The organism is Streptomyces sp. M41, from assembly GCF_043673425.1.
In the GTDB taxonomy this organism is placed as follows: Bacteria; Actinomycetota; Actinomycetes; order Streptomycetales; family Streptomycetaceae; genus Streptomyces.
This window is the reverse complement of the sequence record NZ_JBIMKE010000016.1, coordinates 14,718-37,951: the sequence shown is the minus strand read 5'-3', so window position 1 is coordinate 37,951 and position 23,234 is coordinate 14,718. Positions and strand designations below refer to the sequence as shown.

The following is a 23,234-nucleotide window of genomic DNA, read 5'->3' as shown; positions in this document are numbered from 1 at the left end:
ACCTGGCACCGGGAGCCGACATGGGCGTACGCAAGGATCTGAAGCGGGCCAAGAAGCGCACCGACCTGATGGACCGCATCCAGGTCGACGTGGTCAAGGACGCCGGGGGAGTGGTCCGTGAGGCCCGCACCCCGCCCCTTGCCCCACCCCCCACCACCGGCAGCACCGCCGACCTCCCTTACACCAACGCGGCCGAGGCCCCCGACGCCGTGGTCCTGCGCCGCGACCAGGGCGGCACCTGGCACCCCGTCACCGCCGCCGCCTTCGCCCGTGAAGTCACCGCCGTGGCCAAGGGGTTGATGGCGGCGGGCCTGGAGCCGGGTGGCCGCGTGGCCGTCATGTCCCGCACCCGCTACGAGTGGACGGTCCTGGACTTCGCCGTCTGGGCCGCCGGCGGCCAGACCGTCCCCGTCTACGCGACGTCCTCCGCCGACCAGGTCGAGTGGATCGTCAGGGACTCCGGCGCCCGCCATGTCATCACCGAGACACCGGAGAACACGCGCACGGTGCGCACGGGAACGGCCGCCCATCAACAGCAGCCGCGAATATGGCAGCTGGATCAGGACCCCGCCCCCGGAGCCCCCGGCGCCATCGCCGAGCTCACCGCCCTCGGCGAGGACCTCCCCGACGACGAGGTCACCAAGCGCCGCGCCGCCCTCACCCCCGACACCATCGCCACCCTCTGCTACACCTCCGGCACCACCGGCCGGCCGAAGGGCTGTGTGCTCACCCATGCCAACCTGCACGCCGAGGCCGCCAACACGGTCGAGCTGCTGCACCCGATCTTCAAGGAGGTCACCGACCAGGAGGCGTCCACCCTCCTCTTCCTGCCGCTCGCCCACATCCTCGGCCGCACCCTCCAGATCGCCTGTCTGATGGCCCGCATCGAGATCGGCCACTGCCCCGGCATCAAACCCGACGAACTGCGCCCGGCCCTCAGGGAGTTCCGGCCCACCTTCCTCGTCGGTGTCCCGTACCTCTTCGAGAAGATCCACGACACCGGCCGCGCGACGGCGGAGAAGATCGGCCGCGGAGCCTCCTTCGAGCGCGCCCACCGCATCGCCGTCCGCTTCGGCGAAGCCCACCTGCACAAGTTCCTCGGCACCGGCAAGGGCCCCGGCCCCGGCCTGTACGCCGCCTGGGCCCTGTACGACCTGCTGGTCTACCGCCGTATCCGCAAGGAGATCGGCGGCCGGGTGCGCTACGCCATCAGCGGCGGCTCCCCGCTCGACCGCGACCTCAGCCTGTTCTTCTACGCCGCCGGCATCCTCGTCTACGAGGGCTACGGCCTGACGGAGACGACGGCCGCCGCCACCATCGTCCCGCCCCTGAGGCCGCGCCCGGGCACGGTCGGCCGGCCCGTCCCGGGCACCGCCGTCCGGATCGCCGACGACGGCGAGGTGCTCATCAAGGGCGGCATCGTCTTCGGCTCGTACTGGAACAACCCGGCCGCCACCGACGCCGTCCTCGACGACGAGTGGTTCGCCACCGGCGATCTCGGCGCCCTCGACGAGGACGGCTACCTCACCATCACCGGCCGCAAGAAGGACATCCTCGTCACCTCCGGCGGCAAGAACGTCTCCCCGGCCGTCCTGGAGGACCGGCTGCGCAGCCGCCCGCCCATCGGCCAGTGCCTCGTCGTCGGCGACAACCGCCCCTTCGTCGGCGCACTCATCACCCTCGACCCCGAGGCGGTGGCCCACTGGCTCGCCGTACGCAAGCTGCCCGTCGACACCCCGTTGGCCGAGGTGATCGAGGACCCGCGGATGCGCGAGGACGTCCAACGGGCCGTCGACCACGCCAACGAGGCCGTTTCCCGGGCCGAGTCCATTCGGGCCTTCGTCCTCGTCGAAGGCGAGTTCACCGAGGACAACGGCATGCTCACCCCCTCGCTGAAGGTCAAGCGGCACGCGGTGACGACGGCCTACGCGGACGAGATCGAGGCGCTGTACCGCAAGTGAGGGTCCGTTCGGGCGCACTCCGATGGTGCGGCGGCGGCGGATGTGACTACGTATCACTCAGTGAGAGGAGCTGTACCGAGGAGGATGCATGGCCCCTGCCCGTCGCCGGTCCGCCCCCAGGGGCCTGGCGTTCATCACCGCCGGAGTCGTCGTGTCGGCGGCGTTCGCCGCGGGCACCGCCCACGGGGCCGACACCGCATCCCGTCCCGACCCCCGCCGCCCCGCACCCGTCACGCACTCCGCGCCACGGGACGGGGCCCGCCCGCTTCCCCGCACCGAAAGCCCCTCGTCACCGGCGCCCCCGGGCGCGCACTCCCCGCCCGGGGTGGCCGCGCGCGGCCCCGCCTTCGGCGCCTACCTCCACTACGGGCCCGCCGGCCTGGAACGCATGAAGGAGCTCGGCCGCTGGCTGGGCGGCCACGAGGTGCGGGTGGGGCACACCTATCTGCCGGGGGACGTGTGGCGGAACATCGAGGGCGGCCACGGCTTCCTCGACAGCTGGGCGAAGTGGCGGCGGGCCAAGGCCGACCGGCTGTTCGTGCTGAACGTCCCGATGATGGAGCGCAACGAGGCGAACGTCCCCGACGGCGAGGTCAGACGGCTGCTGCGGCGCGCCGCGTCCGGCGCCTTCGACGACCACTTCGAGGTGCTGGCCGAACGGCTGGTCGACCTGGGCGCACCGGACACCGTCATCGTGCTCGGCTGGGAGATGAACGGCATCACCTACACCCACCGCTGCGCCCCCGACCCGGACAGCTGGAAGCGGTACTGGAAGCGCATCGTCACCGTGATGCGCTCGGTCCCCGGCCAGAAGTTCAAGTTCGACTTCGCCCCGAGCCGGGGCATGGACGCGATCCCCTGGCCGGAGTGCTACCCCGGCGACGACTTCGTCGACATCATCGGCATGGACGCCTATGACCAGCCGCACGGAGCCGGCTTCGACCAGCAGGTGTCCGAGCCCTACGGCCTCCAGCACCACGTCGACTTCGCGCGCCGGCACGGCAAGCCGATCTCGTACCCGGAGTGGGGGCTGTTCCGCAACGGCGACAACATCACGTACATGCTGCGGATGCTCGCCTGGATGGACGAGCACAAGCCGCTGTACAACACCATCACCGACTACTGTCCGCACGGCGTGTGGCTGTGCTCCGACAATCCACGCGCCTCCGCGCTGTACCGCACCCTGCTGTCCCTGCCGCGGCTGCCACGGCCGAAACCGGGTCCGACCGCCCCCGTCCCGGCCGTGTCCACACCCCCCGGCACCAAGCCGGCGACGGGGACGGGGAAGCCGGCGGCCGAACCCTCCCAGCTGCCGTACTGCACACCGCTGGACCTCGCGAAGTGGCGGGAGCACCAGACCGGCGGCAAGCTGAACGTCTGCCTGAACTGGGCGGAGCGCTACCGCTGATCGTCCGGCGCGGGGCCCTTGCGCAGGATCTGCTTGGCCCTGCGCCGGGCGTACGCCTCGCCGGCCGCCACCGCCAGCAGCGGCGCGGTGCGGCGCCGCGCCAGCAGGAAGCGCTGGTTGACGACCGGCTCCGGCTGCCAGCGGTACTTGTACGGCTCGTCGCCCCGCAGCAGGCTCAACGACTCCCGTTCGCCGTCCGCGAGGTGCTCGGTGGACGCGTTCAGCAGCATTGTCGCCACGTCGACCTTGCGCGCCCGCAGCTCCGGGTGGAAGCCGTACATGTACATGCCCGCCAGCCGCGGCGACACCAGCGTGACGTTGACCGCCACCACCGCGCCGTCGAGCCGGAACTCCGACGTGATGACCTCCCCGGTCCGGGACAGCGGGACCGCCGCCCGGACCAGGTGCTCCAGGAACCTCGGCCGCAGATGCTCCGGCGACACCTGGCGGCCCTGCCACTGCAGCCGGTGCAGCTCCAGCAGCCGGGTCAGCGCCGCCTCCGTCTCGTCGTGGCCCACGACGCGCCACTCCAGGCCGAGCCGGCCGAGCTGGTTGACCTTGCTGCGGATCCGCCGGGCCCGCCCCGTCGGCAGCCGCCCCACCAGCTCCGCCATGGAGACGGCCGGCAACTCCAGGCACAGGGAGGCAGGCACCCGGCGCCGCGGGCCGCGCCAGCACCGGTAGACCCGTTCCATCGCGCCGCCCGGCCGCACCTCCGGGAAGTCGACCAGGGCCGTACGGGCCAGCTCGGCCAGGGCCTCCGCCAGCGCCCCGGCGGCCGGCGCGGCCACCGCCTCGTCGAGCAGCACATCGCACAGGTCGGTGATGGCGCCGCCGAGCGGCACCAGCGCCGGCAGCGGCCGGTGCACCCGCATCAGCGGCGCCACCGCCACCAACTCGCCGCCGTGGCGCACCAGGACGAGCCGCAGCGCACCCGGCCTGCCGTACGACAGCCACCACGAGTGCAGCCAGGCATGAGTCTGGAACGGCGTCGCCGACGGGCACGCCCGGTACAGGCGCCCCCACTCCCCGGCCAGCCCCGCGAAGGCGCGCTCGTCGGTGCACACCTCCACCGTGAGGGCGCGGGCGGACGGCAGCGCACGGGAGGACGGGACCGGGCGGACCGGCGCCGTCATCCCAACGTCCCGTGCGCGTCGGCGGCGTTGGCCGGACCGGGCACCGACGCCCGGCTCTGGTCGTCGTCGTCCGTCCCCCGCCGCGGCCGGGCCAGCAGCGCGAGACCGCCGAGCAGCCCTCCGGCGCTCGCGCCCACCAGCGCGGTCAGCGCCGGTGACGCGGACGACGGCTGGGTGGGCTTCATGGCACGGGCGAGCCGCTCCAGCCGGATGCCGGTGCGGTCCTTGGCGTGGTCCGCGTGCGTGACCAGCGCGCGGGACACGGCGTTGGCGATGTCGACGGCCTGGCCGGGCCGCGTGGAGGTCGCCGAGACCGCGACCATCGGCGCGTCCGGCGAGGTCGCGGTCTCCACGCTCTCGCGCAGCGTCGACACCGGCACCCCCGCCCACACCTGCGCGTCCCCGAGCACCGCGAGCTGGGTGGCCACCCGGCCGTACGCCTGCGCGAACCCGAGCGCGTCGGTGCAGTCGGCCTCCTGCCCGCCGTTGGGCACGGCCACGACCGAACTCGTCGCCGTGTACTGCGCCGGCGTCAGCAGGCCGTAGGCGCCACCGGCGACCGCGCCGAGCAGCGCGCCGGCCGGCAGCCACCGCCAGGCCGGAATCGTCTTCAGACGGGTGCGCGCACGGTCGGACACCGGGGCGCGCCGTTCGGAGTTGTCTGTCATGAGGAACTCACTTCCAGGGTCGAGCCGGACACAGCGGCCGTGTACAGATCCATCAGCTGCCGGGCGGTGCATGCGATGTCGTAGCGGTGCAGGGCCTGCGGGGCGGTCCGCTCGCCCGGCCCCGCCGCCCGCAGCCGCAGCAGTTCGCGTGCATACGCCTCGGCGTCGCCCGTCACCCGCCGGGCACCGGGCACCGCGTCGGGCGGCAGGTCCTCGACGGCGGGGCAGCGCGCGTACAGCACGGGCAGCCCGGCCGCCAGCGCCTCCACCACGGCCAGGCCGAACGACTCCTGCGCCGACGGCGAGGCGAGCACATCCATCGCGGACAGCAGGGCGACCAGATCGGGGGCGTCGTCCCCGGGGCCGGACAGCGCGGGCCGCTCGCCCGCCAGCACCACCCGGTCCGCGACGCCCAGCGTCAGCGCCAGGCGCCGCAGCGCCGCCTCCTCGGGCCCGCCGCCGACCAGCAGCAGCCGTACGTCGCCGGGCAGCCGGGCCAGCGCCCGCACCAGCAGGTCGAACCGCTTGCCCGGCGCGAGCCGCCCCACGCCCCCGACGACGTACGCGTCCTCGGGCAGCCCGTGGAACGTGCGGGCCTCCTTGCGGCGCACCGGGTCGAAGCGGAACCGGGGTGCGTCGATGCCGTTCGGGATGACATGGATGCGCGGCGCGGGCACACCCCAGTGCCGCAGCCGTTCGGCGACCGTCGGTGAGACGGCGACCGTGGCCCGGCCGAGACGCTCACCGGCCAGGTACAGCGCGCGGACGCCCGGGGTGAGCGGGCGGCCCTCCAGCAGGGTGTCCCCGATCGAATGCTCGGTGGCGACCACGGCCCGTACCCCCGCGATCCGCGCCGCGAGCCGGCCGTACAGACAGGCCCGGTACAGATGGGTGTGCACCAGGTCGTAGCGGCCGACGCGGATCAGCCTGGTCAGCCGGGGCAGCGCCCCGATGTCGCGGTTGCCGCCCATCCCGAGGTGGACGACCCGCACGCCGTCGGCGGCCAGGCCGGCGGCGACCGGGCCGGGATTGGTCAGCGCCACCACGTCGCACTCGGCGGCGAGGTGCCGCAGCAGCAGCCGCAGCTGCTGTTCCGCGCCGCCGACGCCGAGGCCCGTGATGACGTGCAGGGCCTTCACACGGACTCCAGGGCACGCCCGTAGCGCCGGGCCAGCCGGCGCTTCAGCTCCAGCCGCAGCGAGGTGTCCGCCTGCCCGATGTGGATACGGGGGAGCGCGAAGTCGCCGGAGCCGGCCGGACCGGGGGCGATCGCGCAGGCGTAGCGGTAACCGGCCCGGCGTACGGCGGCGGTGGCCCGCTCGTCCAGATATCCGTACGGGTAGCAGAAGCCCTCGATGTCGCCGCCGGTGAGAGCCGCGAGCCGGTGCCGGCTCTCGGTCACCTCGGTGTGCAGCACGTCGTCCGGGACGCCGGTGAGATCGAGGTGGGTCAGCCCGTGCGAGGCGATCTCCATGCCGGCGGCTGCCGCCCCGCGGATGCCGTCCACGTCGAGCAGCGGCTTGCGCGGGCCGCCCGACTCCCAGGTGTTCGCGCCGCCCAGCAGCCCGGGCAGCACGAACACGGTGGCCGTGCAGCCCCGACGGCGCAGCACCGGCACGGCCTCGGTGACGAAGTCGGTGTACCCGTCGTCGAAGGTGAGCCCCACCAGACCCCGCTCCGCGCCTCGGGCGCGCGCCGCGAGCAGCTCCCGCACACTCACCCCGCGCAGGCCGCGAGCGGCCAGCCAGGCGAGCTGCCGGTCGAGGCGTGCGGGAGTGACGGTGACGTCGAACGGATCGTCCGGGCAGTCCGAGACGGAGTGGTACATGGCTACCCAGGCCGCGGCACGCCGCTTCGGGCGCGCCTCGACGGCTGGTCCGGGGCCGGGTTCGTCCGCGCGGGGCGCGGCGGAGATGTCAGCGACCATGGCGAGGCTTTCGTGTGACGGAACGACGGACAACGTGCGCGACGGGCCGCAACAGGGCCCGGGCGCCCGCCGCGTCGAGACTCCGGGCCAGCAGCAGGAACAGTGCGGGCACGCCCGCACAGCAGGCGGCGACGGCCGCGGCGGGCGAGGTGAACAGCTGCGCGCACAGCAGACCGGCGCCGCCCGCGCACACGGCCGCGTACACCGGACGGGCCAGTTCGACGACGACCCGGCGGACCCGCACCGGGACGCTGCGCCGGCTCAGGCCGTGCAGCAGGAGCAGCGCGGTCAGGGTGATGCCGGCCGCGTTGGCCCCGGCGATGCCCCGGGCGCCCCAGGGCCCGATGGCCCAGGCGCTGAGGACGACGGTGAGGAGTGCGCCGGCGCCCATCGCGGCCAGCGGGTACCAGGTGGTCCGGCCGGCCGAGAAGTACGACCGCACGAGCGCGCCCACCAGGGTGTGTCCGAGCAGCCCGACCGCGTACACCCGCATCACGGCGGCGGTCGCGGCGGTGTCCTCGGCCGTGAACGCGCCGCGCTGGAACAGCAGCTGGACGATCTGCGGCGCGCAGGACACGACCACCGCGGCGCCGAGCAGCACGAGACAGGCCATCAGCGCCAGGTCCCGCTCGACCCGCTCCCGGGCCCGCACGGTGTCGCCCTCGGCGAGGGCCCGCGCCACCACCGGGAAGGTGACGACGCACACCATCATCGACAGCGACATCGGCAACTGGGCGACCTTCTGCGCGTAGTTGAGGTGCGAGATGGCACCGGCGGGCAGCCCGGAGGCGAACCAGCGCTCGATGAGCACCTGCGACTGCCGGCACAGCGCGAACAGCAGCACCGCGCAGACGAGCCCGAACGCGAGGGCCCGCTCCGGCGACGGCGCCGCCGGCAGGGTGGGGGACCCCTCGGCGGGCGCCTTGGCACGGTCCGTGCCGGGCCGCCCGGCGATCCGCCGCCACAGCGACGGTGCCTGTACGGCGGCCATGAGGCAGCCGCCGATCGCGACACCGAGGGCGGCGGCGCGTACGCCCCAGCGCGCACCGACGGCGAACAGCGTGGTGATGATCGCGAGGTTGTAGGCGATGTAGATCGCGCCCGGGGCGAGGTAGTCGCGATGGGCCCGCAGCGCCGCGCTGAAGTATCCGGCCAACCCGAAACTGAGCACACAGGTCGCGGTCAGCCGGGTGCAGGACACCGCCAGGGACGGGTCGGGCAGCCCGGGCGCGAGGACCGACACCAGCAGGGGCGCACCGGCCGCCAGCGCGGCGGCCGTGGCGGCGAGCGCGAGGCACAGCCGTGGCAGCGAGGAGGCGACGAGGGCACGCACCGGATCGGGACCGGCGACGCCGCTCGCCCGCCGCGCGAGCGCCACGCTGAACGCGGGCACCAGCACGAACGCCATGCCGTCCTCGATCAGCAGCGTCGACGCCATCTCGGGCACCGTCCAGGCCACCAGGAACGCGTCGCTCTCCGCCCCTGCCCCGAAGAAGTGCGCCAGCACCTGATCCCGCCCGAGCCCGAGCACCGCCGCCGCCATGGACAACGCGGCGGACAACAGGGTCGCCCTGGCCAGGAACCGCCCCGAGGGCACACCGGAACGCCGGCCCGCGTCGCGGACGGGGCGGGCGTCCTCGACGGGCGGGCCGGCCACGGGGCGTGGGCCCGGCGCGAGCGGGCGCCGGGTGCGCGCGGGCGGACCGATCCGTGCGCTCGACGGGGACGGGGCGTCGGCGCCGGCCGCGGGGGCGTCCGTGCCCTCGGGCGACGCCGCCGGGCGGGAGTTCACCGGGGGGCCGACTTGGTCGTCGGGGTGGTCGGGGTGCTCGGAGTGCTCGGAGTGCTCGGGACGGTCCGGGTGGTCGGGGTGACCGGGGTGCTCGGAGCGCCAGGGGTGACCGAGGCCGTCGGGGCCGCGGCGTCGGCGGGTGTCAGGGCCCACCAGGCGGCGAGGCCGAGGCAGACGGCCGTCAGGATGGTGGAGGGGCCGCCGATGTCGGTGTACAGGAAGTTGACGAGCTGCCACAGCAGCAGGCCGCACACCGCGAGCGCACAGTCCCGGGCGCCGCGTCCGCCCCGCCGCATCCGGCGCAGCGCGCACACCAGCAGCGCCAGCCAGCTGCCCGCCATCGTGAGCAGCCCCAGCATGCCCTGCTCGCTGAGGATCAGCAGATACATGTTGTGCGGCGACAGCAGCGGCTGGCGCCGGAAGGCCTGCCCCGCACCCTCCGTGTCGCTGGCCGACGACAGCGCGAGCGAGGCGTGCGAGTCCCGGTGCGCGGCGAAGGACTTCAGCCCCACGCCCGTCACCGGGTCCCCCCGCCAGATGTCGACCGCCGCGGCCCACATGCTGTACCGGTCCACGACCGACTGGTCCGGCGCGTCCGTGACCTTCGTGATGCTGGTCAGCCGTTCCTCCAGCACCGCGGCGCCCAGCCCGAACCCGCCCACCAGCACCACCGAGACGGCCACCCCCGCCGCGCACACCTTCGCCGCCTGCCGCACCCCGGCCAGCAGCAACAGCGCCCCGCAGGCCACCGCCGTGGCGATCCAGGCACCCCGGCTGAAGGACAGCGCGAGCGGCACGAGCAGCGCCAGCGCGCATCCGGCCGCCACCAGCCGCTGGCGCCGTACGCGAGTCCCGAGGGCCAGACCGGTCGCGGCCACCACCCCGAAGGCGACGACGGTCGCCATGCCCATCACGAAGGACGGCCCGAACGTGCCCACCGCCCTGATGTCGGCCCCCTGATACGAGGCCCCGGTCCCGGTGAGGTACTGGTGCACGCCGATCCCGCCCTGCCACAGCGCGAGGCCGACCAGCGACCACAGCACCAGCCGGGCGCCACGCCGGTCCCGCACCAGCAGCAGCACCGCGATCGGCACCAGCACGAACGCCTGGAGGTAGCGGGCGAGCCCGGTGATCGCGTCACCGGTGCTCGCCGCCCCCGCCGCGGCGACCGCGATGCCGACCACGGGCAGCCCCAGCACGACCGCGGCCGTCCGTGTCAACGGCCGCCCGGCCCGCCGCACGGCCTGGACGAGCGCGCACATCACGACCAGTCCCGAGGCCGCGTCGGCGGGCGTGGCCGAGCTGTCCGGCGGCACCGGCAGCCCCAGCAGGACGACGACCGCCACGACGGGCAGTACGGACAGCACGGGCCGCACCCGGCGCAGTGCCACCGGCAGCGGGACGGGCCATGAGGAGGCCGCCGCAGGAGTGCTCATCGGTGCTCAGCTCCCCGTCGGCCGGACGACCTGGGCCGCCGTGCGCAGCAGGATGCAGACGTCCTGCCACAGCGACCAGTTGTCGATGTAGGCGTTGTCGTAACGGCACCGGTCCTCGATCGAGGTGTCGCCGCGCAGCCCGTTGATCTGGGCGAGCCCGGTGATCCCGGTCCGCATCCGGTGCCGCTCCGGATAGCCCGGATAGGCCTGGCTGAACTGGGCGACGAAGTAGGGCCGTTCGGGCCGGGGCCCGACCAGGCTCATGTCGCCGCGGAAGACGTTCCACAGCTGGAGCAGCTCGTCCAGCGAGGTGCGGCGCAGGAAGTGGCAGAAGCGGCTCATGTCCTGCTCGTTCGCCACGCTCCAGCGGGTCGCCGCCTCATGTGCGCTGGCGGGCCGGTGCGTGCGCAGTTTCAGCATCGTGAACGGCCGTCCGTCCTTGCCGATCCGCTCCTGCCGGAACACCACGCCGGGCCCGTCCGTGACCCGCAGCACGAGCGCGCACACCGCGAGCACCGGCCCGGCCAGCACCAGCAGCGCCCCCGAGAGCGTCACGTCGAGCGCCCGCTTGGCCGCGGCGCCGCGGGCCCGCCCACCCGCCGCGCCCAGCAACCGCCGGGAGAACCCGGCGAGTTGAACCGAGCCCGCACGGGAGCCCCCGAGGCCGTACGACGGCAGGTCCGCCTCCAGCTCCCACAGCACGCATCCGTACGCGGCGAGCCCGCGCAGCACGGCGGCCTTCTCCACCCGGGTGGCGGCGCCGACGACGAGCACCGTCGCCACACCGTTCTGGACGACCGCCCTGCGCGCCTGGAGCGCCGAGGTCAGCACCGGCAGCCCCGGCTCGTCGTCGGTGTCGCCGAGGGCCTCCGGCTCGTCGACGACGAGCCCCACCGGCCGTACTCCGCACTCCGGTTGGCGCGCCAGCGCGGCAGCGACCTGCCGGGCCGTGACGAGCGGACCGACCACGAGGGCGGGAGCCGGGTCACGCCGCAGCACCCGACGCCGGTACCCGTGCACCGCAGCGCGGCCCGCGCAGGCCGCCGCGCAGTGCACGGCGACCGCGGCGGCCAGCACCGTCAGCGGCAGCGACCGCAGCGGGGAGAGCGTCACGACTGCAGCCCAGCCGATGGCGATCCGCCCGCAGACGGCGGGGAGTTCGTCCAACGCGCCGGGCACGACCGAGGTGTCGTACAGCGCGGCCCGCCGGTTCAGGATCAGTACGCCCAGCGCCAGCAGGGCGAGCACCAGCGGCTGTCTGTGCGGTACGGGCACGACCAGGGCAGCCGCCAGGGCGGCGGCGCCGTCGACGGTCCACAGCAACGCCCCGGTGGTCGGCCGCGGGCGACGAGATCCCGGGCCGGCGGGCGCCCGGAGTCCGGTGGCGTGGCCGCGCTGGCCGAGAACGGAGACGGCGCCCTCGGGCGCCCCGTGCTGCCCCACGGGTGAGGCAACGGTGCTTTCCGCGGTCATGTGGTGATGCACTTCCTGCCCTCGTTGGGTCCGACGACCGGCGCGGTAGCGACGCCGAGCAGTTCGCGGTACACGTCGGTCACTGCGTCCGTGACGTGCCGCAGGGCGTGGGAGGCGAGCACGTGCGCGCGGCCCTCGGCGCCGAGCGCCACCCGCAGCGGCTCGTCCCGCAGCAGTGTCGTGAGCGCCCGGGCCAGCGCCGCGGGATCCTCCGACGGCACCAGGCAGGACGGCGCCCGACCGGGCGGAAGGCTCTCGCGCGCCCCGTCCACGTCCGTGACGACGACCGGCCGGCCGCACGCCATGGCCTCCAGCGGAGCGAGCGCCATGCCTTCCCAACGGGACGGCAGGACCACGACGTCGGCGGCCCGGTACCAGGCCGCGGTGGAGCGGGCGGCGCCGGCGAACGTCACCGACGCCGGCGCGTCGCGGCGCAGCCGGTCCGCGTCGGGACCGTCGCCGACCAGCACCAGCCGCGCGCCGGGCATCCGCCGCACCACCTCGGGCCAGGCGGCGAGAAGCACGTCCTGCCCCTTCTGACGGCACAGCCGGCCCACGCACACCACGAGCGGCCCCGCCCCGGACATCGCCCTGTCCCCGTCCGGCCGGAACCGGCCGGTGCCCACCCCGTTGGGCACCACACGCCAGGTGGCGGTGATGCCGTGGCGCTCCCCGGTCCGCCGCTCGGCCTCGCTCACGCACACCACGCGCGTCGCCCACCGCGCGCCGAACCGCTCCCAGCCGAGTGCCGACCGTGCGACGAGGCCCTCGGCGGCTTCGAACGACCAGGCGTGCGGCTGGAACACGGTGGGCCGACGCCCCCGCACCGCGAGCCGCACCGCGAGCCCCGCCTTCGCGCTGTGCGCATGCACCAGATCGGGCCGTACCGCACGCATCAGCCGCGCCAACTGCCGCACCTCGTAGGGCAGTCCGGGCCCCGGCGAGCGGGTGGCGTCCCAGCGCACGACCGTGCAGCCCGCCGAGCGCAGGGCGTCGGTCAGGGTGCCGCCCACGGGACAGGCCACCGTCACCCGCAGCCCCGCGGCGAGCTGTGCCGCCGCCAGGTCGGTCACGACCCGCGCGACCCCGCCCTCGACGGGCTGAGCCACATGCAGGATGTGCGACGCGGTATTGCGCATGACCGAGGCTGCCCTTCCGAAGAAAGAGTCCGAACCAGCAACACGATGTGTGGCTCGCGTTCCCGATGTAAGATCCCGGCTCCGTTCAATGGGATCTGTGCTTCAACCGGCGTCCTGGCATCGGGGTATGAGGGGCAGCTGCCACTTTTTTATATTTATCTGTCTAGCTGTCAGTCGTGTTGGAATGGCGGCGCTTTGCGGCTGGTTTCTCACGCGGATCACCCGTTCGGCCCCCGGCGCCGGGTCTTTTCGTATGAGTTCCTGGAAGTTGGCCACGGCAGAGTTTCCCGAGGGAGCCCCTGTCGTTAGCCCAGGAGAACCGAGACCGAGTCACTCGCGAGCCAGCCGGATTGAAATCCCTTACGGCACAGGCGAGTTACGGAAGACGAGTTTCCAGGAAAGGAACATGATGAAGAAGCTGAAGGCTGCCGCCATCGTCGCGGGCTCCCTCGCCGTCGCCGGAGTCGCAGGTCCCGCCGCCGCGCTGGACATGCCGGCGCGAGGCCTCGCCGACAAGGGGAAGACGGTCGCCGGCAGCCTCCCCTCCGCCGCCACGCTGCCGACGGGCCTGGGCACCAACGTGAAGCGCACGGCGGACGGGGTGAAGAAGGGCGTGAACCGGTCGGGCATGGTGAAGACCCCGGTCTTCGGCGGCACCCTGCCGAACCCCGTCGACGGCCGTCTGCTCGGCGGACTCCCGCTCAACAAGTAAGGCGATCAGGCAGGCGATTCGTTCCTCGACTTCGTCGCCCGTCGGCTCGACGTTCCGGGCCGGCTCCGCATTCGGCGGAGCCGGCCCTTCGGCTTTTGGCCGGCGCCGCGCATATGGTCGCCGCCGTCATTGGGCCGAACGAATGGTCAGGAGTGACCAGGGGCAAAGCGCCGCCGTTGGACCGATCGAGTGGCCGCTCCTTCCTCCTTGCCGGCGCTCTTGCACCTCGGGCCCGGTCCGCATACAGCGCGGACCGGGCCCGAGGTTCCTCCGGGAAGCATGGCCGCCGGACGGCGGCGGGCACAAAGGCGTTGGCGGCCCGCCGGAAAACCGGCGGGCCGCCAACGAGAAGAGGTACTGCTCAGAACAGGAAGCCGCCGGCGTGCACGGAGTTCCGGCCCTGCTCGATCTTGCCGGTGTTGCAGCCGCTGTACTTCGAGTTCGGCGCGGGCACGATGCCGAGGACGGCTCCGTTGGACCACGGGGCGATGCACGGAGCGTAGATGAGCGTGCCGTTGGCGACGACGAGACCCTGCTGGGGACCGTTCGCGACGACCGGGCCCGACGAGAAACCGCTACCGCCCTTGACGGTGGTGGTGTCGTTGTCGGCCGCGGCGGTGCCACCGGTCGCGAGGACGATGCCCGCGGCGATGGCGGAAATGGCCGTAACCTTCTTGCGCATGAGTTGAGCCTTTCCGGGCTGCGTTTGGGATTTACCTGCTGCGAGTGCTCGAAGCAGGGGTCAGAACAGCAGGCCGCCCCTGTGGAGGGCCTGGCGGGCCTGCTCGATCTCGCCGGTGTTGCAGCCGACGTAGTTCGAGTTCGGTGCGACGACGGCGGCGAGGACGGCGCCGTTGGACCACGGCACGACACATTCGGCGTCGACCAGGGAGCCGTTGACGACGACTGCGCCTTGCTGAGGCGCGTTCACCACGACCGGGGACGACGAGAACCCGCTACCGCCCTTGGCCGTGGTGGTGTTGCTGTCGGCCGCGGCGGTGCCGCCGGCCGCGAGGGCGATACCCGCGGCAATGGCGGAAATGGCCGTAACCTTGTTACGCATGAGCTGAGCCTTTCCGGGCTTCGCTAGGGGGGTTACCTGCTGTGACACTCGAAGCAGGGATCAGAACAGCAGGCCGCCGCGGTGGAAAGACGCGCGTCCCTGCTCGATCTCGCCGGCGTTGCAGCCGCTGTACTTCGAGTTCGGCGCGATGGTGCCGGCGAGGACGGCACCGTTGGACCACGGGGCGGCACAGGCCAGATCGACGAGAGTGCCGTTGGCGACGACGACGCCCTGCTGGGGCCCGTTGGCGACGACCGGGGACGTCGAGAAGCCGCTACCACCCTTGACGGTCGTGTGGTTGCCGGTGGTGCCGTTCGTGCCGTTGGAGCCGTAGCTACCACCGGCAGAGGCGATACCGGCCGAGCCGACTACGGTGCTGAGGGCGAGGGCCGTGATGACCGCGAACTTCTTGGGCAACTCGGGTTCCTTCCTGAATTCACGGTTGCGCACGCTTACGAAAAGGAAACCCGTATATGCACGCATAAGTCACGGCGAGAACAATCAAACGGGCGTAGATTCCATCGGATGGCGCAATGCGACGTGCCGGTCGGGGCTCGCGGCTTTAGCTTGATTCCTGAAGTGGCGTCGCACCGGGGTCGGAGCGGATTTTTCGAATCCACGCCGTGCCGCCGGAAAACCTGGGTGCTGGACCGAATGAGGCCGGTGGAACGCGGCGGACGCACGCGGCCCCGCTCGGGCCCCGACATGCCTCCGGCCCACCGGTCGACATACGGGCCGGTGGGCCGGGGTGTTGGTACGGGGTGCCGAGAACCGGATCAGAGTCTCAGGAATTCCGGGGCCAGGACAGCCAAGGACTCGTAACGGTTGCCGGTCGTCACTTGGGAAGGAAGGTGCCGAGCCCGGCGGCAGTCGGCGCCTTCAGCGGGTGCACCTGGACCGTGCCCTTGCCGGCCGGGTTCTTCACGGGGATCGTGGGCCGCTTGGCGGCGTCCGGGTCGACACCGTCCAGGTATACGCCGGACACTCCCACCGCGCTCTTGCTGCTCTTCTCGAACGCGCTGCCCTTCGTGATGCCGCCGTCGCGGGCCAGTCGGGACACGACATCGGTCGCCGGCACGACCGCGGGGGTCACCTTGGTCGGGGACATGAGACCCAACGGACCGCTGGAGCCGCCCGATCCTCCGACGGCCGCCGCAGCGGCGGCGGAACCACCCACAAGACCCGCACCGATGGCCAACGCTGCCGTGGTGAAAACTGCCTTCTTCATCATTCACCTCGCTTGAAAGTACCTCTGATCCGACGGTTGGAGAACATAGCAGCCCATGGGCCTCGCAAAAGCTGCTCGTTGCTCCATACGCGTGAAAGTGGCGGGGGTGAAGAATGGAATGCACAGAGACATTCGGATGGATTGACATCTGGTCCGCGAATCAATTGATCGTATGGTGCGCCCGGCACGGTACGGGCGTCCGCGCGAACGTAAATGGAAATTCGGCGGGTGGCCTACCCTCGCCGCCATGACCATCGACACCGCCACGTTCACGCCGACCTGGTCGGAGGAGTTCGACACCCCGATCGCCTGGGGCTCCAGGTGGGTCGGCGACAGATCGAGTGCCTACCGCTACTGCGATCACAACCCGGACGACAACAAGCTCGACTGGCTGAGCCCGGACTGTGTGACCGTCTCGGACGGCATCGCCACCTTCACCGCCACCCCGGCCGACCGCATCCTCGAGAACGGCCGGCGGGCCTGGCACACCGGACTGCTCACCACCGAGTACTCCGCCGAGAGCTTCCAGGTCCGCACCGGCGACTACGTCGAGACCCGGGTCCGGCTCCCCTCGGGGACCGGAGCCTGGCCGGCGCTGTGGACCTGGAAGGACGGCGAGAACGAGGTCGACTGCTTCGAGTACCACCCGGACAACCCCCACCTGCTGGAGCTGTCCAACCACGTCAACTGCTCCTCCACCTACCACACCGACGCCGACGCCATCGCCCCGGACCGATGGGTGACCATCGGCACCCGCTACGGGGCCCGGTCCGTCGAGTGGTACGTCAACGGCGGCCTGGCCGGCCGCGACGACGCCGGAGTCGGACACGACTGGTCGGCGTATCTGATCCTGAATCTGTCGGTGTGCGCCGGCCAGTACCACCCGGCCCCCTGCGCCCCGGCACCGATCACCTTCGCTGTCGACTACGTCCGCGTCTACCGCGAGGCCACACGATGGTGACCCCCGCCCCTGGCTCCACCTCCGGCCCGCCACGGGCCGGAGGTGCCGGACGGGCGTTCGCCGTGCTGCTGGTGCTCACCGGGGCAGCCGGGCTGCTGGCCTCCTGGGTCATCACCCTCGACAAGTTCAAGCTGCTCGAGGACCCGGACTTCGTCCCGGGGTGCAGCCTGAACCCCGTGCTGTCCTGTGGCAGCGTGATGGAGAGCGACCAGGCCGAGGCGTTCGGATTCCCCAACCCGATGCTGGGCCTGGCGACCTACGCCGTCGTGGTCTGCGTCGGCGTGAGCCTGCTCGCCGGGGCCGCGTTCCCGCGCTGGTACTGGCTGACCTTCGAGGCCGGCTGCGTCTTCGGGATCGGGTTCGTCTCCTGGCTCCAGTTCGAGTCCCTGTACCGGATCAACGCCCTGTGCCTGTGGTGCTGCCTCGCCTGGCTGGCCACCATCGTGCTGTTCTGGTACGTGACGTCGCTCGTCGTGCGGGCCGGCTTCCTGCCCGCCCCGGACCTGGCGAAGTCCTTCTTCGCGGAGTTCACCTGGGTCGTTCCCGTGCTGCACATCGGCATCGTGGGAATGCTGATCCTGACCCGCTGGTGGGACTTCTGGACCCGCTGAGACGCGTCCGGCCGCGCCGCCGGCCACCGCGTCCGACGCGGCGACACCTCCGTATGGACGCCTCGGTGGTGACCCCGCGGGGGTGTGCGCGGTTACTCGTACGAACAGCCGAACCGTACGAGGAGTGAGCGATGGCCGTCAGCGCAGACGGGATGTCGGTGGGCGCGGCCCAGGGGGCGGGCGCCCCGGCCGGCAGCGAGCCGAAGCGGCGGACACGACGGGAACTGGCGCGGCTGCTGCTCGCCTCCTCCGCCGTGGCCCTCACACCGGTGCTCGCCGCCTCCCGGCCCTCGCAGTCCGCGGACGGGCAGCGGGACACCGACCTGCCCTTCGACGAGACGTACCGGGGCCGCCACATCCGGGGCGCCCCGCTGCCCCTGGAGAACCTCAGCGCCCTGGGCACCCCCTGGCATGTCACCGTCGACGGCAGCCCGCTGCATCTGATGCGCCGCGCCGACGGCACCTGGCTGAGCATGCTCGACCACTACAGCTGGTACCGCACCCCCCTGGAGGCGACCCGCGCGGCCGTCGACGAACTCGGCACCCGGCGACTGCGCGACCTGGCCCCCGGCCCGTTCGGCGGCGCACACGCGCACTCGGAGGCAGCGCATGGTGTACGTGCGTAAGAACGTGACCAAACTGACGGCCACCGAGCGCCGGAGGTTCGTCCAGGCGATGCTCGAGGTCAAACGGCGCGGAGAGTACGACGAGTTCGTACGGCTGCACATCGCGCACTTCGTCGGGGACGGCGACCGGGGGCTGCGCGCCGCCCATATGACGCCCTCCTTCCTGCCCTGGCACCGCCAGTTCCTGCTGGACCTCGAGAACGCCCTGCGCCGTGTCGACTCCTCGGTGACCGTGCCGTACTGGGACTGGACGCGGGACCGTTCGGCCACGGCGCGGCCGTGGACCGAGGACCTGCTCGGCGGCAACGGGCGGCGCGAGGACCGGCGGGTGACGACCGGGCCGTTCGCCTTCGCGACGGGCAGATGGACCATCAGGGCGGGCATCACCGACGGCCGCTTCCTCACCCGGGACCTTGGACGCTCCCGCAGCCCGATCGACCTGCCGACCAAGGCCGACCTCGAATGGGCGCTGAAGGACCCCGTCTACGACGTCGCCCCGTGGAACTCCACCGTCTCCAAGGGCTTCCGCAACAAGATGGAGGGGTGGGGCAGTGGCAGCAACCCGTGGCGCAACCACAACCGGGTGCACCGCTGGGTCGGCGGCCACATGCTCGGCGGCGCGTCCGTCAACGACCCCGTCTTCTGGCTGCACCACGCCTTCGTGGACATGCAGTGGTCCCGCTGGCAACGACGCCACCGCAAGCACAGGTATCTGCCGGCACGGCCACCCGGCCGGGACAGCGCCCAGTACAACCGCATCGTCGCCCGCCACGAGCGGCTGCCACCGTGGGATGTGACACCGGACGAGCTGGAGGACGTGTCCAAGATCTACCGGTACGGCTGAGGCACACCCGCCTGCCCGCCTGCATGGGGGTGGCGGCGGGGCGGCGGCGGAAAAATCGCTCCGTGCCGCGAGGTGACGTCCACTAGCCTCCGGGCATGGCAACCGATCCCACGGAACAACTGGTCCGACTCTTCGCCGAGGAGAGCCGGGTGCGCGCCTTCGCCGCCGTGGCACTGGGCGCGGGAAGCGCCGAGCAGGTCGCCCGGACGGCCGGCCTGTCCCCCAGGGAGACGGCCGTGGCGCTGCGCCGGCTGGGGGACCAGGGCGTGGTGACGGCCGGGGACGCCGGAGAGCTGTCCGTGGCGTACGGGCTGTTCAAGGAGTACGCCCGAGCGGCGGCACGGCGCGAGCAGGACTCCGCGCCCACCGGAGGCCGGGCGTCCGGGGACGGGCGGGCCGACATCGTCCTGGGCACCTTCGTCCGCGACGGCCGGCTGGTACGGCTTCCCGCGGCGTGGACCCGCAAGAAGCTGGTGCTGCGCCACATCGCCGAACAGACCTTCGAGCCGGGCGTCGACTACCCGGAACGGACCGTCGACGACAAGCTGCGCGCCTGGTGCGAGGACAGCGACGACATCGACCATGTGACGCTCCGGCGCTATCTGGTCGACCTGCACCATCTGCACCGGAGCGAGGGCATCTACCGACGGCCGGCGCAGGACGACGAACGGGCCCCGGCCGCGGACACCGCCTGACCGCGTCGCGTCGTCAGGGCAGCCGTCGTACCGGTGAACCCGCCAGGTACGCCTGGATGTTCTCCACCGCCTGGCCGTAGTACGTGGCGTAGTTGGCCCGCGAGACATAGCCCAGGTGGGGTGTGGCGAGGAGGTGGGGGGCCGTGCGCATCGGGTGGTCGGCGGGGAGAGGCTCGGTGTCGAACACATCGACTCCCGCACCCGCGATGCGGCCTTCGTGCAGGGCGGCGAGCAGGGCATCCTGATCGACGATCGCCGCGCGCGAGGTGTTGATCAGGTAGGCGGTGGGCTTGAGGAGGGCGAGTTCGGACGCGCCGAGCAGCCCGCGGGTACGCTCGCTCAGTGCGAGGTGGACGGAGACGAAGTCGCTGTCTGCGAGCAACTCCTCCTTGGAACCGGCCAGATGGACACCGACCTCGTCGGCGTACTCCTTGGTGAGGTTCTGGCTCCAGGCGCTGACGCGCATGCCGAAGGCGAGCCCGACATGGGCGACCCGGCTGCCGATCTTGCCCAGGCCCAGCAGGCCGAGGCGACGGCCGTGCAGATCGGCACCGACGGTGCTCTGCCACGGCCCGCCGCCGCGCAGGGCGTCGTTCTCCTGGACGATGCCGCGTGCGAGGCCGAGCAGCAGGGCCCAGGTGAGCTCGACGGGCGGCGTGGAGGAGCTGGCCGTACCGCAGACGGTGACGCCGTGGGCCTCGGCGGCGGCGTAGTCGATGACCGTGTTGCGCATGCCGGAGGCGATCAGCAGCCTCAGCCGGGGGAGACGGGCGAACAGGGCGGCCGGGAACGGGACGCGTTCGCGCAGCGTGACCACGATGTCGAAGTCGGCGAGGGCCGCGGCCAGGGTGTCCTCGTCGGCGAAGTGGGTGGTGAACGGGACGACCTCCACGTCGTCCGCGACCGGTGACCAGTCGGCGACCTCGGTCGCAGCGTTCTGGAAGTCGTCGAGCACAGCACAGCGCAGCCGCACGGTGGTTCCTTTCCATGGCCGGGAAACCGACTGTACGCAGGCGCGCCCGACCCGGCGGGATGCCGGCGACGCCCTCCGCTGTACGGTGACGATCACGGCGCCGGGACCCGCGTACCCGTCCCGTACCCGTCCCGTATCCGTCCCCGGGAGGACCGCACCTTGTTACGGAGCATCCTCGTCACCGGAGCCAGTGGCTTCATCGGCGGCCATGTCGTCGCGGCCATGGCGGAGCCGGAAGGCGTCGCCGCGCCGTCCCGTGTGCGGCTCCTCCTGCGCGACCCGGCGAAGCTGCCGGACACGGCCGCAAGTGCCCTCGCCGCGCCGGAGATCGTACGAGCGGACCTGGCCGCCCCGGCCTCACTGCGCGGAATCTGCGACGGCGTCGACGTCGTCCTGCACTGCGCCTCCCACATCGGTGACGACGAACGCCGCACCGAGACCGTCAACGACCGCGGCACCCGCGCCCTCGTCGAGGAGGCGGCCCGCGCCGGAGTGTCCCGGATCGTCTACGTGAGTACGGCCGCCGTGTACGGCCGAGGACCCTTCACCGGGGCAGCCGTGCCCGAACTCGCCCTCGCCCCGTCCTCCCCGACCAGCCGTTCACGCGCCGCCGCCGAGCGCCATGTGCTGGACGCGGGCGGTGTGGTGCTGCGCCCGCACCTGGTGCTGGGGGACGGCGACCGGTGGGTGGTGCCCGGGCTGGTCGCCCTGATGAGGGCGCTGTCGGCGGGCCTGAAAGGCGTCAGCGCCCGGCACTCCGTCGTCGACGTACGGGCGCTGTCGCGCGCGGTACTCGCGGCAGGGCTGTCCGACCGCGACCTGGCGGGCGCGCATCACGTCAACCACCCGGAGCCGGTGAGCACTTCGCAGCTGCTCGACACGGTGACCGACCGGCTGAACCTGCGCCTCCCGAACGCCCCACTGGACCTCGACGAGACCCGCGCCCAGCTCGCCGACCAGCCGCGCGCCCTCCACCACCTCGGCATGCTCGCCGTGGACCACTGGTTCGCGGACGACGGTTTCTGGGCGGGGGTGGGGGTGGATCCGGGGCCGGGGCCGGGACGCAGCCTGGCGGAACATGCGCCCTGGTACGGGCAGTTCCTGAACTGTTCTTGATAGGTGAGGTCTTCGTGGATGCCAATACCAGTACCCGTTGCAATTCCGGTCTCGACACCCATGCCGATCGCAGGCTGACCGGAAAGATCGCGCTGGTCACCGGGGCCGCCCGTGGGATCGGCCGAGCCATCGCCGGGCGACTGGCCCAGGACGGAGCCGTCGTCGGCGTCCACTACGGCCACAGCGCGGCTGCCGCCGTGGAAGTCGTCGCGGAGATACGCGAGAACGGCGGGCGTGCCTTCCCGGTCGGGGCGGAGCTGGGGGTGCCGGGTGACGCCGCCGCCGTCTTCGCGGCCTTTGACGCGGGGATGCGGGAGGAGGCGAGGATGCGAGAGGAGGCGGGGATACGGGAAGAGGCGGGGGTACGGGAAGAGGCGGGGATGCCGGAAGAGGCGGGTGTCCGGGAGGAGGGGGACCGGGGGGAGTTGGGGGAACAGGGCGGACCGGGGGCAGGCCGGCCCGGGTCGGACGCCGTGGGCTCGCTCGACATCCTGGTGAACAACGCGGGGGTGAGCGGCTCGGGACCGGTCGGGGAGGCGGTTCCCGAGGTCTTCGACCGGATGATCGCCGTCAACGCCAGGGCACCGTTCTTCCTCGTGCAGAGCGCGCTGCCGCGGATGCGGGACGGCGGGCGGATCGTCAACATCTCCTCGCTCGCCTCGCGGCGGGCCTTCCCCGAGTCGGTGGCGTACGCCATGTCCAAGGGCGCGCTGGACACGATGACCCTGTGCCTGGCGAAGGAACTCGGCGGCCGTGGCATCACCGTCAACACGGTCGGGCCGGGGTTCATCGAGACGGACATGAACGCCCGGCGCAGGACCACCCCCGAAGCGCGGGCCGCCCTGGCGGCACGCTCGGTCTTCGACCGGATCGGCCGACCGGCCGATGTGGCGGACGTGGTGGCCTTCCTCGCCTCCGACGACGCGCGGTGGATCACGGGCCAGTACCTGGATGTCAGTGGTGGTACCGACTTGTGACGCCGTATGCCGCCGTCCGCCACCTGATCGCGCTGTCGCTGCTGCCGTTGTCGTTGTCGCTGACCGCGTGACAGGTTGCATCCGCAACTGGCATGCTCACGGTCGCGATCATTCGCGATCATTGTCGACATCGGGGGAACGATGACCACAGGGCCGGGAGGGTTCTCGGCGCGAGCCGCATCCATGGACGGTAGCTCGCACCTCTTGAACGAGCTGGCCGGGCTCCTCTACGCCGGGCGCATGGACGGGGAGAACGCCACGCAGTGCCGTGTGCCGCGCGTGCACCCTCAAGTCGCGGAAGCCGTAGAGGACTTTGCCAGGTACACACAGGACCAGTACGGGGACCTCGTGACACTGCTGTCGGCCCTGTCGACGAAGCTGCGGTCGACGGGAAACGCCTATGTGCAGGCCGACGCCGACGCGCGGCGGGCGATGGACGAACTGCTCGACAAGGGCCGTTACGTCGCGCCCGAGGACCGGTGAGCGCC

24 protein-coding genes are annotated in these 23,234 nt (G+C 72.4%); 11 read left to right on the top strand and 13 right to left on the bottom strand.

Annotation, left to right across the window (positions count from 1 at the left end; genetic code table 11):
* Window positions 1-20: 20 nt before the first annotated feature.
* A complete protein-coding gene (locus tag ACHBTE_RS20485; protein ID WP_394725426.1) occupies window positions 21-1,961 on the top strand; it encodes an AMP-dependent synthetase/ligase in 1,941 nt (646 codons plus the stop codon).
* Between the two features lie 88 nt (window positions 1,962-2,049).
* The gene (locus ACHBTE_RS20480) at window positions 2,050-3,369 is read left to right on the top strand and encodes a glycoside hydrolase family 26 protein (RefSeq protein ID WP_394725425.1); all 1,320 of its coding nucleotides are present in this window, start codon (window positions 2,050-2,052) and stop codon (window positions 3,367-3,369) included.
* Here the strand turns inward: ACHBTE_RS20480 and ACHBTE_RS20475 are convergent.
* Genes ACHBTE_RS20475 through ACHBTE_RS20440 form a run of 8 tightly spaced genes read right to left on the bottom strand, consistent with a single transcriptional unit; the run spans window position 3,360 to window position 12,940 of the window.
* Entirely contained in the window at window positions 3,360-4,505 is a 1,146-nt protein-coding gene (locus tag ACHBTE_RS20475; RefSeq protein WP_394725424.1) for a GNAT family N-acetyltransferase, read from the bottom strand. The two genes, ACHBTE_RS20480 and ACHBTE_RS20475, sit on opposite strands and share 10 nt — an antisense overlap.
* Window positions 4,502-5,173: a lipopolysaccharide biosynthesis protein gene (locus tag ACHBTE_RS20470; protein WP_394725423.1), complete on the bottom strand. Its 672-nt coding sequence runs from the start codon at window positions 5,171-5,173 to the stop codon at window positions 4,502-4,504. Before ACHBTE_RS20470 ends, ACHBTE_RS20475 begins: the two co-directional genes overlap by 4 nt.
* Window positions 5,170-6,312: a glycosyltransferase gene (locus ACHBTE_RS20465; protein WP_394725422.1), complete on the bottom strand. Its 1,143-nt coding sequence runs from the start codon at window positions 6,310-6,312 to the stop codon at window positions 5,170-5,172. The genes ACHBTE_RS20470 and ACHBTE_RS20465 overlap by 4 nt, the downstream gene beginning before the upstream one ends.
* Window positions 6,309-7,100, bottom strand: coding sequence for a polysaccharide deacetylase family protein (locus tag ACHBTE_RS20460; protein WP_394725421.1), 792 nt, complete (start codon window positions 7,098-7,100; stop codon window positions 6,309-6,311). The genes ACHBTE_RS20465 and ACHBTE_RS20460 overlap by 4 nt, the downstream gene beginning before the upstream one ends.
* Window positions 7,090-8,892: a lipid II flippase MurJ gene (locus ACHBTE_RS20455; RefSeq protein WP_394725534.1), complete on the bottom strand. Its 1,803-nt coding sequence runs from the start codon at window positions 8,890-8,892 to the stop codon at window positions 7,090-7,092. The genes ACHBTE_RS20460 and ACHBTE_RS20455 overlap by 11 nt, the downstream gene beginning before the upstream one ends.
* Window positions 8,889-10,328 (bottom strand): O-antigen ligase family protein, encoded by a 1,440-nt coding sequence (locus ACHBTE_RS20450; RefSeq protein ID WP_394725420.1) that lies wholly within the window; start codon window positions 10,326-10,328, stop codon window positions 8,889-8,891. The genes ACHBTE_RS20455 and ACHBTE_RS20450 overlap by 4 nt, the downstream gene beginning before the upstream one ends.
* A gap of 6 nt (window positions 10,329-10,334) precedes the next feature.
* Window positions 10,335-11,801, bottom strand: a complete 1,467-nt coding sequence (locus ACHBTE_RS20445; protein WP_394725419.1) for an exopolysaccharide biosynthesis polyprenyl glycosylphosphotransferase — start codon at window positions 11,799-11,801, stop codon at window positions 10,335-10,337.
* On the bottom strand, window positions 11,798-12,940 hold the full coding sequence (locus tag ACHBTE_RS20440; protein ID WP_394725418.1) for a glycosyltransferase: 1,143 nt from the start codon (window positions 12,938-12,940) through the stop codon (window positions 11,798-11,800). Before ACHBTE_RS20440 ends, ACHBTE_RS20445 begins: the two co-directional genes overlap by 4 nt.
* A 409-nt stretch (window positions 12,941-13,349) precedes the next feature.
* Here ACHBTE_RS20440 and ACHBTE_RS20435 point away from each other — a divergent pair, with 409 nt between their 5' ends.
* Entirely contained in the window at window positions 13,350-13,652 is a 303-nt protein-coding gene (locus ACHBTE_RS20435) for a hypothetical protein (RefSeq protein WP_394725533.1), read from the top strand.
* 361 nt (window positions 13,653-14,013) lie between these two features.
* Here the strand turns inward: ACHBTE_RS20435 and ACHBTE_RS20430 are convergent, their stop codons facing one another.
* From ACHBTE_RS20430 to ACHBTE_RS20415, 4 genes are all read right to left on the bottom strand, one after another.
* Complete coding sequence (locus ACHBTE_RS20430; protein ID WP_394725417.1) at window positions 14,014-14,334, bottom strand: hypothetical protein; 321 nt, start codon at window positions 14,332-14,334, stop codon at window positions 14,014-14,016.
* A 60-nt stretch (window positions 14,335-14,394) separates the two neighbouring features.
* Complete coding sequence (locus tag ACHBTE_RS20425; RefSeq protein WP_394725416.1) at window positions 14,395-14,715, bottom strand: hypothetical protein; 321 nt, start codon at window positions 14,713-14,715, stop codon at window positions 14,395-14,397.
* 60 nt (window positions 14,716-14,775) lie between these two features.
* Window positions 14,776-15,132 (bottom strand): hypothetical protein, encoded by a 357-nt coding sequence (locus ACHBTE_RS20420; protein ID WP_394725415.1) that lies wholly within the window; start codon window positions 15,130-15,132, stop codon window positions 14,776-14,778.
* 418 nt (window positions 15,133-15,550) lie between these two features.
* Window positions 15,551-15,823: a hypothetical protein gene (locus ACHBTE_RS20415; protein ID WP_394725414.1), complete on the bottom strand. Its 273-nt coding sequence runs from the start codon at window positions 15,821-15,823 to the stop codon at window positions 15,551-15,553.
* 367 nt (window positions 15,824-16,190) lie between these two features.
* Here ACHBTE_RS20415 and ACHBTE_RS20410 point away from each other — a divergent pair, with 367 nt between their 5' ends.
* The 5 genes from ACHBTE_RS20410 (at window position 16,191) to ACHBTE_RS20390 (ending at window position 19,680) form a co-directional block, all read left to right on the top strand.
* Complete coding sequence (locus ACHBTE_RS20410) at window positions 16,191-16,904, top strand: beta-glucanase (protein WP_394725413.1); 714 nt, start codon at window positions 16,191-16,193, stop codon at window positions 16,902-16,904.
* Window positions 16,898-17,515 carry a vitamin K epoxide reductase family protein gene (locus ACHBTE_RS20405; protein ID WP_394725412.1) on the top strand — a complete coding sequence of 206 codons (618 nt, stop codon included), beginning with the start codon at window positions 16,898-16,900 and terminating at the stop codon, window positions 17,513-17,515. The genes ACHBTE_RS20410 and ACHBTE_RS20405 overlap by 7 nt, the downstream gene beginning before the upstream one ends.
* A 131-nt stretch (window positions 17,516-17,646) precedes the next feature.
* The gene (locus ACHBTE_RS20400) at window positions 17,647-18,141 is read left to right on the top strand and encodes a tyrosinase family oxidase copper chaperone (protein WP_394725411.1); all 495 of its coding nucleotides are present in this window, start codon (window positions 17,647-17,649) and stop codon (window positions 18,139-18,141) included.
* Window positions 18,125-18,985 carry a tyrosinase family protein gene (locus ACHBTE_RS20395; RefSeq protein ID WP_394725410.1) on the top strand — a complete coding sequence of 287 codons (861 nt, stop codon included), beginning with the start codon at window positions 18,125-18,127 and terminating at the stop codon, window positions 18,983-18,985. Before ACHBTE_RS20400 ends, ACHBTE_RS20395 begins: the two co-directional genes overlap by 17 nt.
* A 95-nt stretch (window positions 18,986-19,080) precedes the next feature.
* The gene (locus tag ACHBTE_RS20390; protein ID WP_394725409.1) at window positions 19,081-19,680 is read left to right on the top strand and encodes a DUF2087 domain-containing protein; all 600 of its coding nucleotides are present in this window, start codon (window positions 19,081-19,083) and stop codon (window positions 19,678-19,680) included.
* Window positions 19,681-19,693: 13 nt separating this feature from the next.
* Here ACHBTE_RS20390 and ACHBTE_RS20385 read toward each other — a convergent pair whose 3' ends face one another.
* A complete protein-coding gene (locus ACHBTE_RS20385) occupies window positions 19,694-20,653 on the bottom strand; it encodes a D-2-hydroxyacid dehydrogenase family protein (RefSeq protein ID WP_394725408.1) in 960 nt (319 codons plus the stop codon).
* A gap of 159 nt (window positions 20,654-20,812) precedes the next feature.
* Between ACHBTE_RS20385 and ACHBTE_RS20380 the strand changes: the two genes are divergently transcribed.
* The 3 genes from ACHBTE_RS20380 to ACHBTE_RS20370 all read left to right on the top strand — a co-directional run bounded on the left by ACHBTE_RS20380 (window position 20,813) and on the right by ACHBTE_RS20370 (window position 23,229).
* Window positions 20,813-21,769 (top strand): NAD-dependent epimerase/dehydratase family protein, encoded by a 957-nt coding sequence (locus tag ACHBTE_RS20380; RefSeq protein ID WP_394725407.1) that lies wholly within the window; start codon window positions 20,813-20,815, stop codon window positions 21,767-21,769.
* Between the two features lie 14 nt (window positions 21,770-21,783).
* Entirely contained in the window at window positions 21,784-22,746 is a 963-nt protein-coding gene (locus ACHBTE_RS20375) for an SDR family NAD(P)-dependent oxidoreductase (protein WP_394725406.1), read from the top strand.
* A 183-nt stretch (window positions 22,747-22,929) separates the two neighbouring features.
* A complete protein-coding gene (locus ACHBTE_RS20370) occupies window positions 22,930-23,229 on the top strand; it encodes a hypothetical protein (protein ID WP_394725405.1) in 300 nt (99 codons plus the stop codon).
* Window positions 23,230-23,234 lie beyond the last annotated feature (5 nt).